At 54.0% G+C, this 13,709-nt stretch carries 7 protein-coding genes; 4 read left to right on the top strand and 3 right to left on the bottom strand.

Annotated elements, in window-relative coordinates; genetic code table 11:
• Nucleotides 1–7 precede the first annotated feature (7 nt).
• The 3 genes from HDF14_RS14120 to HDF14_RS14130 all read right to left on the bottom strand — a co-directional run bounded on the left by HDF14_RS14120 (nt 8) and on the right by HDF14_RS14130 (nt 4,264).
• Nucleotides 8–718: an L-ribulose-5-phosphate 4-epimerase gene (locus HDF14_RS14120; RefSeq protein WP_313899581.1), complete on the bottom strand. Its 711-nt coding sequence runs from the start codon at nt 716–718 to the stop codon at nt 8–10.
• 40 nt (nt 719–758) lie between these two features.
• Nucleotides 759–2,213 carry an L-arabinose isomerase gene (araA, locus tag HDF14_RS14125; protein WP_183977765.1) on the bottom strand — a complete coding sequence of 485 codons (1,455 nt, stop codon included), beginning with the start codon at nt 2,211–2,213 and terminating at the stop codon, nt 759–761.
• 458 nt (nt 2,214–2,671) lie between these two features.
• Nucleotides 2,672–4,264 (bottom strand): ribulokinase, encoded by a 1,593-nt coding sequence (locus tag HDF14_RS14130; protein ID WP_183977767.1) that lies wholly within the window; start codon nt 4,262–4,264, stop codon nt 2,672–2,674.
• A 197-nt stretch (nt 4,265–4,461) separates the two neighbouring features.
• Here HDF14_RS14130 and HDF14_RS14135 point away from each other — a divergent pair, with 197 nt between their 5' ends.
• The 4 genes from HDF14_RS14135 (at nt 4,462) to HDF14_RS14150 (ending at nt 13,653) form a co-directional block, all read left to right on the top strand.
• Nucleotides 4,462–5,553, top strand: coding sequence for a LacI family DNA-binding transcriptional regulator (locus HDF14_RS14135; RefSeq protein ID WP_183977769.1), 1,092 nt, complete (start codon nt 4,462–4,464; stop codon nt 5,551–5,553).
• Nucleotides 5,554–5,921: 368 nt separating this feature from the next.
• A complete protein-coding gene (locus tag HDF14_RS14140; protein ID WP_183977770.1) occupies nt 5,922–7,655 on the top strand; it encodes a CRTAC1 family protein in 1,734 nt (577 codons plus the stop codon).
• A 1,278-nt stretch (nt 7,656–8,933) separates the two neighbouring features.
• A complete protein-coding gene (gene bglX / locus HDF14_RS14145; protein WP_313899582.1) occupies nt 8,934–11,237 on the top strand; it encodes a beta-glucosidase BglX in 2,304 nt (767 codons plus the stop codon).
• Nucleotides 11,238–11,466: 229 nt separating this feature from the next.
• Nucleotides 11,467–13,653: a beta-glucosidase family protein gene (locus HDF14_RS14150; RefSeq protein WP_183977772.1), complete on the top strand. Its 2,187-nt coding sequence runs from the start codon at nt 11,467–11,469 to the stop codon at nt 13,651–13,653.
• Nucleotides 13,654–13,709 lie beyond the last annotated feature (56 nt).

Here is a 13,709-nt window from a genome sequence, read left to right on the forward strand (position 1 = left end):
AACGCGACTACCCCTGCCCATACGTTGCATCTTTTCCGTGTTTGCGAAAATAATGCCTGTCCAACAACGCTTGTGAAACCTCTGCCGAATTTGCCTCAAGAGAAATTGTCCGATAAGCCATACGCGCGACGGCCTCCAGCACCACAGCATTGTGCGCGGCATCGTGCGGCGTCTTCCCCCACACAAACGGAGCGTGACCGGCCACCAGACACGCCGGGACTGCCCTTGGATCAATCGCCTCCGAACCACTCTCGCCCTTAAACCGCGCAACAATTGCCAGTCCGGTCTCATGAACATACCGGCCGCCGATCGCTTCATCCGAGAGCGGCAATGTCACTGGAACTGGCCCATAGAAATAATCAGCATGCGTTGTGCCCAGCGCCGGGACCGGCAGTCCAGCCTGCGCAAAGCTCGTGGCAAACTCCGAGTGCGTATGCACCACTCCGCCGATCTCGGAGAACTCACGGTACAACAGAGTATGCGTATCCAGATCTGACGATGGCCGCAATGTACCCTCAACGATCTTCCCCTCAAGATCGGTGACGACCATGTGCTCCAGCTTCATCTCATCGTAAGCAACTCCGGACGGCTTGATCACCACAAGTCCCTGCTCACGGTCGATGCCCGAAGCATTTCCGAAGGTGTACAGAACGAGCCCATGACGCAGAAGCTCCAGGTTCGCCTCCAGGACCTCCTCCCTCAGCTTCTCCAGCAACATTGCGCCCTCGCTTCCATGTCGTTCAAATTAAGGCCCCTGTCTATCGAAGCTGCCGGCGGAGTTCACGAAGCCGAGTCTCCCCATCGATAACGACCAGTTCAATCCCCGCAATCTCCGCGAAGTCTTCCATATGTTCCGTCGTCAAGGCCTGGCTGAAGCCCGTATGATGGGCCCCGCCGGCATAGATCCACGCGGCCGCAGCTATCTTCAGACTAGGCTTTGGCACCCACACAGCCCGCGCCACCGGTAGTTTTGGCAGAGGCTCATCCGGCTGAATCACATCCACCTCGTTCACAATCAGTCGAAAACGGTCTCCCATATCAATCATAGAAGCCACCAGCGCCGGTCCGCTCGGAGCCGTAAACACAAGTCTCACAGGGTCGGCCTTCCCGCCGATGCCAAGAGGATGTACCTCGAGCGATGGTTTCCCTGCCGCAATCGACGGGCACACCTCCAGCATGTGCGAACCAAGAACCTTTGGCGTCTCGCCGAAATCGTACGTGTAATCTTCCATAAAGGAAGTACCGCCCTTCAGGCCATGCGCCATCACCTTCATCGTCCGGACCAGGGCCGCGGTCTTCCAGTCGCCCTCACCGCCGAACCCGTAACCGGCAGCCATCAGACGTTGTACCGCAATTCCAGGAAGCTGTCCCAATCCATGCAGATCCTGGAAGGTATCAGTAAAGGCGCCGAACTTTCCCTCTTCGAGAAACCCGCGAAGACCCAGCTCAATCCTGGCCGCCTCACGCAACGCGTCGACCCTGTCATGCTCCTTCGTCATCGAGTAAGACTCACGGTACTCCGCGACCAGCCTATCCACCTCTGCGTCCGTAATCTCGTTCATCCGCACAACGAGATCGCCCACTCCATATCCGTTCACGCTATACCCAAGCTGCGCCTCTGCGGAGACCTTGTCCCCCTCTGTCACCGCAACCTCGCGCATATTATCCCCGAAGCGAGCTACCCGCAGGTTCTGCGATTCGTGCCAGCCCGCAGCGGCCCGCGTCCATGCAGCGATCTCCGCAATCGTCTCCGCATCCTGCCAGAAGCCGACCACCACCTTGCGTGCCAGCTTCAACCGCGCCGTAATGAATCCGAACTCACGGTCTCCATGCGCAGCCTGATTCAGATTCATGAAGTCCATGTCGATGGAGGACCACGGAAGATCGCGGTTGAACTGCGTGTGAAAGTGCAGGATCGGTTTGACAAGCGAACTCAGACCCGAGATCCACATCTTTGCCGGAGAGAAGGTGTGCATCCAGAGAACGAGCCCAATGCATTGCTTGTGACTATTCGCCTCTCGGCAAAGCGCTCGGACCTCATCGCTCGTTGTAAGCACGGGTTTGAACACGACCTTGAAAGGGATCGAGTTATCGGCACTCAGAAATGCAGAAACCTTCTGCGAGTTCTCTGCCACCCGGGTCAGTGCTTCGGGGCCGTAGAGATGCTGGCTCCCCGTAGCAAACCATATTTCAAGGTCTTCAGGATTTTTCATATCTCTCTTTTCCGAACACCCTAAGTTTGATTAATGTCACCTGCCCGCGCGGACGGAAGCGAACGGTGTAAAAGCCTCCGAACAGAGTCAACAGGCCCTACCAGAAGGTGGGATGTAGTAGATTGAGAACCGTCGCAGCTTAACGATGCGCAAACCCGCCTCAAACTTCCACAGAGAGCGTTTGCAGAAAACGTTTGCTAAAGCCCCCACGGTACAAGGTCAACTTCTTACCTGTCAACAGAAAATCATTGCATATCTCATTACCTTCAATCCGGAAAATCGGGTACTTGTAGCCATACAAATGACCACAACTTCACCACGTTTACCATGCGAAAACACCACGTTTGCACACCGTCCTTTTTGCAAGAATCCCTAAAAACGCATACAAGACCATCTATAGAAAAGCCTGGACAACAGAAATGTAATCCTGATCAGACTTACATCAGGGAGAGTCCTGGCTACATCTCAGAAGCCGCGATGCGTGTCCGAGCGGCGATCCGGCGCAGCTCTGGAAGTACATCGCCCATCGTCGCAGCAGCGCTCTCGCGTCGGCCAAACGCAAAATAAACCTCTCGATAAAGCCGAAATAGCTCGTTGTACCGCTCAACAGCTTCAGCTCGCGGAGTGTAGGCCTTGAAAGGAAGGCACATCTTCTGCTGCGCCTCTTCAATCGAGGTAAACACGCCCGCCGCAATGAACGCGAAGATCCCGGAACCCAGGCTCGTAGGGATTCCATCCGGAACCAGCACAGTCTTGCCCAGCACATCCGCATACACCTGATTCAATACAACATTATTCTGAGGAATTCCGCCCGCATTGATCACTCTCTCAACCGGAACATGATGCTGAGACATTCGTTCCAAGATAATTCGTGTGTGAAAAGCGGTGCCCTCAATGGCAGCGAAGAGCTCGTCCTTGGCGGTATGCATCAGGTTCCAACCAATCGTCATTCCGCCAAGCTCAGCGTTCACCAGTATCGTGCGGTCCCCATTATCCCAGCTCAAGCGCAGCAATCCCGTCTGTCCAGGTCTGTATTCTTCCAATCCTTCTGAAAGTGTACGAACGTCTGTGGCCGCGCGTCGCGCGATAGCCTCAAAGATGTCTCCTGTAGCAGAGAGGCCTGCTTCAATACCAGTAAACTCAGGGTGTACGCTTCCGGGAACGACTCCGCAGACACCCGGGACAAGGCGTGTTTCGCTGCTGATTGCAATGATGCATGTGGATGTGCCTACGACATTCACAATATCGCCTTCGCGGCAACCTGCCCCGATTGCGTCCCAATGGGCATCAAACGCCCCTACTGGAATCGGTATTCCGGATTTGAGCCCCATCTCTCGGGCCCAGTGATGGCTGAGATGGCCAGCAATACACTCCGATGTGCGGTAGATGCCATCCAGCTTGTCACGAATACCATCGAACAGAGGATCCAGGCGGGATAAAAACTCTTGCGACGGTAGTCCGCCCCAGCGCGGGTTCCACAGCCACTTATGCCCCATCGCGCATACACTTCGCGGCACCAGCGTTGGCTCGGTGATACCGATGAGTGTTGCCGCCACCATATCGCAATGCTCTAATGCCGTGGCGAAGAATTTTCGCTTCTCTGGGTTGTTGCGCAGCCAGTAAAGTAGCTTTGCAAACCCCCATTCGTGAGAATAAAATCCGCCGCACCATTCAATCGCTTCGAGGTCTTCGCTATGAGCCAATGCTGTGATTTGATGAGCCTCTTTGTGCGCCCTGTGATCGCACCAAAGGAGATACTCATCAAGTGGTCGGAGCTGCGCGTCGACTGGAATCACGCTCGACCCGGTGGTATCGAGGGCGAGTGCGACCACATCAGTACCATTCGCTGCACTCTGATGAAGCACGTCACGCATTGCCTGAACCAGAGCATGCATCTGGTCTTCGTGAGACTGGGTCGCAAAGTCCGGGTCTTCCCGCCTTCGGTGTAAAGGATAGCCTGCAGACGCGGTGCCGAGCCGCCCACCTTCACTATCAAGAAGACTGACTCGTACGCTTAGCGTTCCGAAATCTACCCCAGCGACGATTGGCATTTAAATCCCTGTCGGAACTGAACTACGGCGGGGAGCCTTTAGCGGGTAAAAAAAGGTGATGATAGCCTGATACCCTGTAAACGTTTCCTGATATCGACAGTAGCGTTGCAGAGGTTTGGATGTCAAGTCCAATTCCTCTTCTCGCTTGTAATTGAATCACGCCTTATTCTTGTAGCTTATTTCGGAATCAAACCACGATGAGACGTTCCGCAGATACCCGTGCCGCATCGAAGATCGACATTCACGTAGTCGCTGCGAGAGCGCGCGTCTCCATTGCAACAGTATCGCGAACGATCAACCATGTACCCACGGTCGACTCACGGCTGGCCCAGCGAGTCTGGAAAGCTGTAGCCGAGCTCGGCTATTTTCCCAACACCCAGGCGCGAGCGCTCGTCTCCGGTAAAAGCAACCTCCTTGGCCTGATTGTTTCAGAAATCACCAACCCGTTTTTTCCGGAACTCATCCAAGAGTTCGAACAGGTGGCCGTGGAACGTGGATATGAGATCCTTATCGGCTCAACTAACTATGAGACCAGGAAGATGGAACTTTGCGCGCGGCGCATGCTTGAGCGGAAGGTAGATGGTGTTGCGATCATGACCTTCGGCTTCGAGGACTTGCTTCTTGATCGCTTCGCCGTCGACAAGATACCCGTCGTTTTTATCGATCCTGCGCCGTCGCGCCCGCTAAGCAGTGTGCTGGCGGTTGATTACCGTGCAGGCATTAACGAAGGTGTGCAGCATTTAGCCGTTCTTGGCCATCGCAAAATTGGTTTCATCAGCGGTCCTCTTCGCTTGCGTTCTGCGGGGAGTCGAAAAGCTGCATTTCTAAACTGTCTGAAGTCTGCGGGAATCAAAGCTGACGTTTCTTGGATGGTCGAAGGAGATCATACTTTAGATGGAGGGCGGAATGCGATGGCGCGAATTCTCGCGCTGAAGCATTTACCCACTGCCATCATGTGTTCCAACGATATGACAGCCATCGGAGTGCAGCATGCTCTTTTTGATGCTGGATTCAAAGTTCCCGAAGACTTTTCACTGATTGGTTTCGACGACATTCACTTGGCTGAGTATACTATTCCACCGCTCACAACCGTTCGCATGTCCTGCAAAGATCTTGCACAAAATGCAGTAGGTGCCCTCCTGTTGAGTCTGGACCCAGCAAACATCATAAAGTCGGAGGCTCTTAACAAGATTAGTACACGACTGATAGTACGCCAGACCACTGACCTACCTAGAAATGCTCTTTCTGATTTAAAGCGAAGTCCCAAATCAAAGAGACGCAGTCGGTGACGCTATTTCCCGGCTTCACCTTTCAAGCAGCGGCCAAATGCTGCGAAGGTTGCTCCATGCCGACAGGGCGTCGACCATTTCACCGCCCAAATGTTGTGGCGCTTGACGATACGACCAATCGAATCCTTATGCAGCGATCTTTCACAGACTTGACCGTGTCTCGAGACCTCTCGAAATAGAGGCCCCGTGTCGATTTCGACTGATGAGACCCACCCTCGCAACGACCGCACCGCATAGGTATGCGTGCAGGGATGAAAATGCTGCATTTAGGCATTACCGCCGGTCCAAAGGTGGTCCGTTCGCATGACCATGACAAATAGTCCTGCATGTTATCTTCATTTCCTCTACAAAAAAGGAGAATGGATCTGATGTTCAAGAGTTTGATCATTCTTTGTTTCCTGTGCCCGCTTCTGCTCTCTATTGCGTCAGCGCAAACAAAAACGGCTGAAGATGTGACATCTTCGGAACCGGCATCTACAGTTGCTTTCCCGGGTAAGTTTGTGGACATCACGGCAAAGAGTCATCTTCTCTTCAACAACAAAGCGAGCCACACTCCAACGAAGTATCTGATCGAAACCATGGGGTCCGGGGTGGCCCTCTTTGACTACGATAACGACGGTCTACTGGATATTTTTTTTGTGAATGGCGCGCCCCTGGCCAGCACGATGCCAAAGGGCACCATCCCGCAAAAGACCGATTCGAAGTATTGGAATCGACTCTTTCATCAGAAAAAAGATGGAACCTTTGAAGATGTTACCGAGAAGGCTGGCCTCCAGGGAATTGGCTATGGAATGGGCGTGGCCGTTGGCGACTACGATAACGACGGATACGAAGACCTCTACGTTACCTCTTACGGAGGCAATCGTCTCTATCACAACAACGGAAATGGGACCTTCACCGATGTCACCGAAAGATCCGGCACCGGCGGCAGCGGATGGTCAACGTCGACGGCCTGGGTCGATCTCGATAATGATGGCCTTCTGGATCTTGTTGTTTTGCGCTATGTTAAGTGGGACTTTGACGACGTCTGGTGCGGTGAGCACCGGGAGGGCTATCGATCGTACTGCCATCCCGACATCTTCCCTGCGATCTCTGCGCTGGTCTACCACAACGACGGGGACGGCAAATTCAGTGAAGTTTCGGCAAAGATGGGGCTCGACAAGCCTGGCAAGGGACTGGGCATCGCCATCGGTGATTTTGACAGGGATGGAAAGATTGACCTTGCAGTGGCGAATGATTCCATGCTGGAGTTCCTTTACAGAAATAAGGGTAAGGGAACATTTGAGGAAGTTGGGTTGCCAGCAGAAATTGCCGTCGATGGCGAAGGTCGAACATATGCCGGCATGGGTATCGATTTCCAGGACTTCAACGGAGACGGCCTACCTGATCTGGTAATCACCAACCTTGCTAACCAGAAATATGCTCTCTACAGCAATAACGGAGACGGCAGCTTTACTTACGATAGTTACATGACTGGGATCGGCGGCATGACCCTTTTGCATTCAGGTTGGGGCATCCATTTTCTCGACTACGACAACGATGGACGAAAGGATTTGCTGGTCGCGCAGGGCCACGATCTTGACACAATTCAACTCAATTATCCTCAACTTCGCTATAAAGAACCCATGTTGCTGGCCCGTAATACTGGCAAAGGTTTTGTCGATGTTTCAAGCCAGTCTGGAGATGTGTTTCATCAAGCTTGGGTAGGCCGAGGGCTGGCCGTAGGGGACATCGACAATGATGGCCGTATCGATGCTGTCGTCACGACCAACGACGGTCCTGCTTACCTGCTGCGCAACGAAACTCCAACTTCGAATCATTGGATCACGTTGACCTTGGTCGGGCACCGTAGCAACCACGACGGAATTGGCGCAGAGATCAAGATTACTACCTCGCTTGGCGCTCAATACAACATCGTTTCTACGGCCGGAAGCTATCTCTCCTCCAGTGACCGCAGAGCTCACTTCGGCTTAGGTTCAGACACAAATGTAAAGACAATCGAAATTCATTGGCCGAGCGGAATTGTACAGACCCTCAAAGATCTCCCCGCGGATCAAATCCTCAAGATCGATGAGCCTGCAGGGACGCCTGCAAAACGATGAGGCGGTCTTTCAACCCTCAAACCTGCGAATTCAATGTTTCACGAAATATCTTCATGAGCCGTCGCGCGAGATATGTGACGCGATCATAGTATGCGGAACGACGGCAATCCTTTTCGAAACCAAGGTTGCGACCTGTGCCGCGACAATCCGATATTCCGGTTGTTACAAAACAATGCGTACGTTCTGGAAGATCGGCCTGTGCCCGGACGACCCGCGGTGTTGGCGTGTGTCAACATTTTGAATGTCATTGAAAATCTGACGACGAACCCGCCGCCCTGGCTGTGCGGCATCAGGTCACCAAAGACGAAATCGGGCCAAGCTGGGGGGGTGAATTGTTATCTGAATGAACGTTTCAAGGATCAACTATTCCGAAAAGCCTACAAGAACTACACAATAACACCGCTGGTATGCATGAGCGTCAACGCTCGAACGATCCGTTTGTTCCTGAAGAAAATGGTCTTTAGCAAAACACTCGAAAACCGCATTACAGCCGATCCGAAGCTTAAATTCCCGTTCGAGTGGGCAAGCAGATACGTCCCAAGGGCCCGACGCGATGCGTGCATGCCCATATGGAAACGGTGACGAAGCTCGTCGAGAACAATGTGATGGATTTCGGGATGTACGGCTAAGACTCGGGTCTTGCGTCACAGTTGAAAATCGACGCAACAAAGACGTAAGTTTAGCGTGAGCAACAATCCAAACAGCACAAGACAGAGCATCCAGCTTATTTATCATGGATTTGGCTTACGCAACACGCTTCCTTAACTACCTAGAATCGGCCATACACGCAATTTAAGTCCTGTTGCCGGGGCCCGGCCGTTCAGATATTTCAGTGACCCGAAGAGCTGATGCCGTGACTATTGATTGCGGCCAACCAACCAATCGCCATCATCAACAGGGGCATTATTGCCAATGCGCTCAGGGACTCCAAAAATTGGGTTTCGGGTGGGAACCTCGCAATGGGCGTAAACTTCTTTCGACCACGACTGATCAACACGAGCGACAAACAAACAAACAAACGAAGCGTGCGTTCAAAAATGTAAGTCGTGGGAAGAGCGGTGATCAGTTTCGTTTTCGCAGAACCGCGCGTATGTATTCACCCGGTCGTCAGGATCGCAGGGCTTGAGAATGTAATCGTCGGCTCTGCCACCGCGATGAATCTTAAGAATTCTTAAGAAAATTGTCTAGCTTGTCACGCGGCGGGTACTATGGCTGTCTATGAAACCCAGCCCCACTGTCGCAAAATCTTCCCCGACGATATATGGACGAAATCGAAGCGTGCTTCAGCACAAGCTGCTGGCCAGTTTCACAGCAATCAGTATGATCTTTCCGCCCGCTATCCTGCCGCGGGGATTGGCTCAGGAGGCGAAAAACGCGACGCATGCCGTCCAGGACACGGCGGTGAGACAACGTGCGGATACGTTGCTTCAACAGATGACTCCAGAGGAGAAAGCTGGCCAGTTGAGTCAGCTATTTCTCTTTACGAAGCCCGACGCCGCGATGGAGAGCCGCATCGCAAAGGGTCAAGTCGGTTCCCTGTTGTTTGTGACAGACCCGAGTGTGATCAATCATCTGCAGCACGTTGCAGTGGAGCAGAGCCGGCTTCATATTCCCTTACTCTTCGGCTTCGATGTAATTCATGGCCTCCGAACTATTTTCCCGGTCCCTATTGCTATGGCGGCGTCGTGGGATCCGGACACTATAGAGCGGGCACAGGCTGCGGCGGCAAAGGAAGCGCGCGCTGTCGGGATTCACTGGGCGTTTGCGCCGATGGTGGACATAGCGCGTGATCCGAGATGGGGCCGCATTGTCGAGGGCGCGGGAGCCGATCCTTACCTGGGGAGTGCGGTTGCTGCAGCTCAAGTTCACGGCTTTCAGGGAGCGTACCTCGGGGCTCCGGACCACATCGTGGCTTGCGCAAAGCATTTTGCTGGCTACGGGGCTGCGGAAGGAGGCCGCGACTACGACTCAGTTGACCTTTCCGACGCACAGCTTCGGAATGTCTATCTGCCCCCCTTTAAGAGTGCCGTGGACGCCGGTGTCGGCACGATCATGAGCGCTTACATGGACCTGAACGGCGTTCCGGCAACAGGAAATCGCTGGCTTCTGCACGATGTTCTACGGGGCGAATGGAACTTTGGCGGCTTCGTCGTGAGTGATGCGGACGCGGTAAACAACTTACAGACCCATGGTTTTGCTGCAGACAAAGCAGATGCCGCAATGCGCGCATTCACGGCAGGCGTAAACATGGAGATGGCGTTGAACAAGGACGCCTATGACAATCTGCCGGCGGAGTACAAGGCAGGCAAGATCAGTAGCGAACAACTAGACGCCGCTGTCCGCCCCATTCTCGAAACAAAGATCCGTCTCGGCTTGTTCGAAAACCCCTACGTGGATGAGGCCAGGGCCGCGCAGGTTCTCGGTGCCACGGAGCAAAAACAAGAGTCGCTTCGGGCTGCTGAACGTTCTGCCGTTCTTTTGCGCAACGAGCACGCGCTCTTGCCGTTGCAGAGTTCCGGTAACAGAAATATCGCCGTCATAGGTCCACTGGCTGACTCAAAGCGGGACATCACCGGGCCATGGGTGTTCGTGAACAAGGAACAGGAGAGTGTTTCTGTCCTGGAAGGTCTGAAGCAGGTCGCTCCGCAGGGGACGCAGTTCACCTATTCCCAAGGGGTGCAGATTTCGCGCAAGTTCCCTTCCATGTTTGATGCGATCTTTGGTGGAGATAAGACCCCAGTATGGACAGAAGCTGAGCAGAAGCAGGAGTTCGACAAAGCAGTTCAGACGGCGCGCAGCGCTGACGTGGTGGTAATGGTTCTGGGTGAGAGGCAGAATATGGATGGTGAAGCGGCCTCTCGCTCATCGCTCGAACTACCGGGGCGTCAGCAGGAGTTGCTGGAAGCAGTTGCTGCCACAGGTAAGCCGGTCGTGCTGGTTATGATGAGCGCACGTCCTCTGGAACTGAGGTGGGCGAGCAAGAATATTCCTGCCATCCTTGACGCATGGTATCCCGGAACGGAGGGCGGCATTGCGATCGCCAATCTACTGTATGGCAAAGCGGTTCCGGCTGGAAAGCTGCCATACGATTGGCCGCGCGATGTGGGGCAGGTGCCCATTTTTTACTCGCATGACGTCACTCATCAACCAGAGAAACAAGGCACTCGGTACTGGAATGAGGAGAGCACGCCACTGTTTCCCTTTGGCTATGGGCTGAGCTATACGAACTTCCAGTTCTCTAACCTGCATATCAACCATGAGCAGATTCACAGAGGCGAGGGTCTGGACGTTGCGGTCGACGTACGGAACAGCGGTACTATCACGGGCGATGAGGTCGCACAGTTGTACTTGCATCAGCAATCAGGAACCAGTTCCCGCCCAGTTCGTGAGCTCAAGGGCTTCCATCGGGTCACGATTGCTCCGGGAGAGACAAAGACCGTGCACTTCAACATAGACAAAGTCGACCTCACATACTGGAGCGCGGCTACTCGCTCGTGGGTGCAGGACGACACCCGCTTTGACCTGTGGGTCGGAGATGACTCTAACGCATCGTTGCATAGCGGTTTCACCGTGGCTCCGTAGACCGGGTACAACTACAAGGGCCGGCATGCCTTCGCTCCATTGGTTAGAGAGGTCCACCGCCGCACTCCGTGCACCTCATCCAATGGGATCCGCAAACAGGAGAGTATTTCAGACTTGCCTGCTCGGGGAACCTATATAGAAAGCGAGCCGTGGTCGAAGAGCCTTAACCGAACGACTAATTGCTTTACAGTCTGTCTCTCACGCATGATAAAAGACTGGAAGGATTTCGATGTATTTGTATAACCGCAAGTTCGCGGCGATTTTGCTGTACTTTGGCTGTGCAACCGCTCAAAGTGTCCACGGCCAAACAAGCACTCCCGCTGATGCCCAAGTACAGTCAAGGGTGAATTCGCTCCTGCAACAGATGTCACTGGACGAGAAGCTTCAGTTCATCGCGTCGAAGTACCCTTCAAATGCGAGTCCCGGCGGTGGTGCCGGGCTTATACCTGGTATCCCGCGGCTCGGCATTCCAGACCTGAACATGGTTGATTCGGCAACGGGCTCCGGGAGCACAACACAGGCGAGTTCGACGTTTCCAGCAACGATCGCCCTTGCCGCAAGCTGGGAGCCGCATCTCTCATACGACTACGGCGTTCAGGTCGCCAAGCAACTGCGTGCTCAAGGGTTCGGAATGGGTCTTGGCGGCGGGGCCAATCTAACGCGTGAACCGAGAGCCGGTCGGACTTTTGAATATCTCGGAGAAGATCCCATTCTTGCTGGTGAACTGCTCGCTGAACGGACGAACGGCACTCAGAGCCAAAGGGTGATCGCAACGGCTAAACACTTCGCCGGTAACGAACAAGAAACGAACCGAATGGGAGGCAACAGTCAGATTGATGAACGCACTCTGAGGGAACTCTACTTGTTGCCCTTCGAAATCGCGCTGGAGCGAAGCAACCCCCTCAGCTTCATGTGTGCTTATACCCGCCTGAACGGAGACTACGCCTGCGAGAACAAATCTCTTCTCACCAATATTCTCAAGACCGAGTGGAAGTTCCAGGGAGAGGTCCAATCCGATTGGGGTGCCACTCATAGCACAGTAAAGGCGATTAATGCCGGCTTGGACGAGGAGGAAGGCAGCGACGCTGGTCCGGCTTTCCTGGCACCTGTCCCGGTGAGATCCGTCTTAGCCAGCCGCGCCGTGTCGCAGGATCGTCTGGACGATATGATCCGTCGGAAGCTGTATGTGTTGATCGCGTCCGGAGTCATGGATGACCCTCCGAAAGGTGGCGGAACGATCGACTTTGTTGGAGCGAATTCCTTCGCACAATCAGTTGAGGAGCAGTCAATTGTCTTGCTTCGTAATCAGAGCAACCAGCTTCCACTAAAGATCAACGCCCCGAAGCGGATTGCCGTAATTGGCGCGCATGCAGATGCTGCTGTGATGACTGGCGGCGGCTCGGCGGATACATTCCACCCTGTCACTGGCGCCTTTGCCGGTTGCGGTGGTCTTCGTTTCGCAAAGACAGGTGGATGCGGCTGGTGGCGTAGTCCTTGGCTGAAGGTGGACGCTCCTTTAACCAAAACGCTTCAGCAACTGTCACCGGCCTCTATTATTTCTTTTGCAGGAAACAGAGACGAGAACGCGCCCTTTCGTGATTACACACCTGATGAGATACGCGATGCGGTCACCCTCGCACGTAATGCAGATGTTGCCATTGTTGTGGTGGCACAGCCAGCCGGAGAGGACTTCGGAGATCTCCCAAGCCTTAACCTTGCAAACCCCTCAAATCAAAACCAGCTCGTAGAGGCCGTCGCGGATGTAAATCCACATACCGTCGTTGTGATCGAGAGCGGCAACCCTGTGCTGATGCCTTGGAAGGACAAGGTATCGGCTATTGTCGAAGCTTGGTATCCGGGCGAAGGTGGCGGCAGGGCGATTGCGAACGTGCTCTTTGGCAAGGTGAACCCGTCCGGTAAGCTCCCTATCAGCTTTCCAGTACATGATCAGGATTCGCCTACGTGGGGCACAGATGGAGCCTTCGCCGCTGACCCAATCTATACAGAGAAACTCGACATCGGCTACCGCTGGTACGACGTCCACGATATCAAGCCACTGTACGAATTCGGTTATGGACTCTCATACACACACTTTCGCTATTCCAATCTGTCCGTAGAGAAGACTGACGAACATGGCATGGTAGCAAGATTCTCAGTGAGCAATGACGGGCATGTTGACGGAGCGGAAGTTGCTCAGGTCTATCTCGACATTAGGAGCCCGGGTGAACCGCCACGACGATTGGGGGGTTGGGCAAAGGTCAACTTGACGCCGGGTGAAAAAAAAGAGGTGCGGGTCGTTATTCCGCCAAAGGCTTTGCGGGTCTGGAGCCTTGATGGCGATCGATGGGAGTTTGTAGTACCCAGCAAAGTTGAGGTGGGTTCCTCTTCGCGTGACATCCAGCTTTCGTCTCAATAGCTCCGCAGCAAATGACTAACGCTCTAAACGGGTGATACCGCCGCATCGCGCGTGAC

This window comes from Tunturiibacter gelidiferens (assembly GCF_014201335.1).
In the GTDB taxonomy this organism is placed as follows: Bacteria; Acidobacteriota; Terriglobia; order Terriglobales; family Acidobacteriaceae; genus Edaphobacter; species Edaphobacter lichenicola_E.

Excerpts from the sequence above, each read along its gene's own strand:
- HDF14_RS14140 (WP_183977770.1), top strand. The coding sequence starts at position 5,922 with ATGTTCAAGAGTTTGATCATTCTTTGTTTCCTGTGCCCGCTTCTGCTC.
- HDF14_RS14135 (WP_183977769.1), top strand. The coding sequence starts at position 4,462 with ATGAGACGTTCCGCAGATACCCGTGCCGCATCGAAGATCGACATTCAC.
- HDF14_RS14150 (WP_183977772.1), top strand. The coding sequence starts at position 11,467 with ATGTATTTGTATAACCGCAAGTTCGCGGCGATTTTGCTGTACTTTGGC.
- HDF14_RS14120 (WP_313899581.1), bottom strand. The coding sequence starts at position 718 with ATGTTGCTGGAGAAGCTGAGGGAGGAGGTCCTGGAGGCGAACCTGGAG.
- araA (WP_183977765.1), bottom strand. The coding sequence starts at position 2,213 with ATGAAAAATCCTGAAGACCTTGAAATATGGTTTGCTACGGGGAGCCAG.
- HDF14_RS14130 (WP_183977767.1), bottom strand. The coding sequence starts at position 4,264 with ATGCCAATCGTCGCTGGGGTAGATTTCGGAACGCTAAGCGTACGAGTC.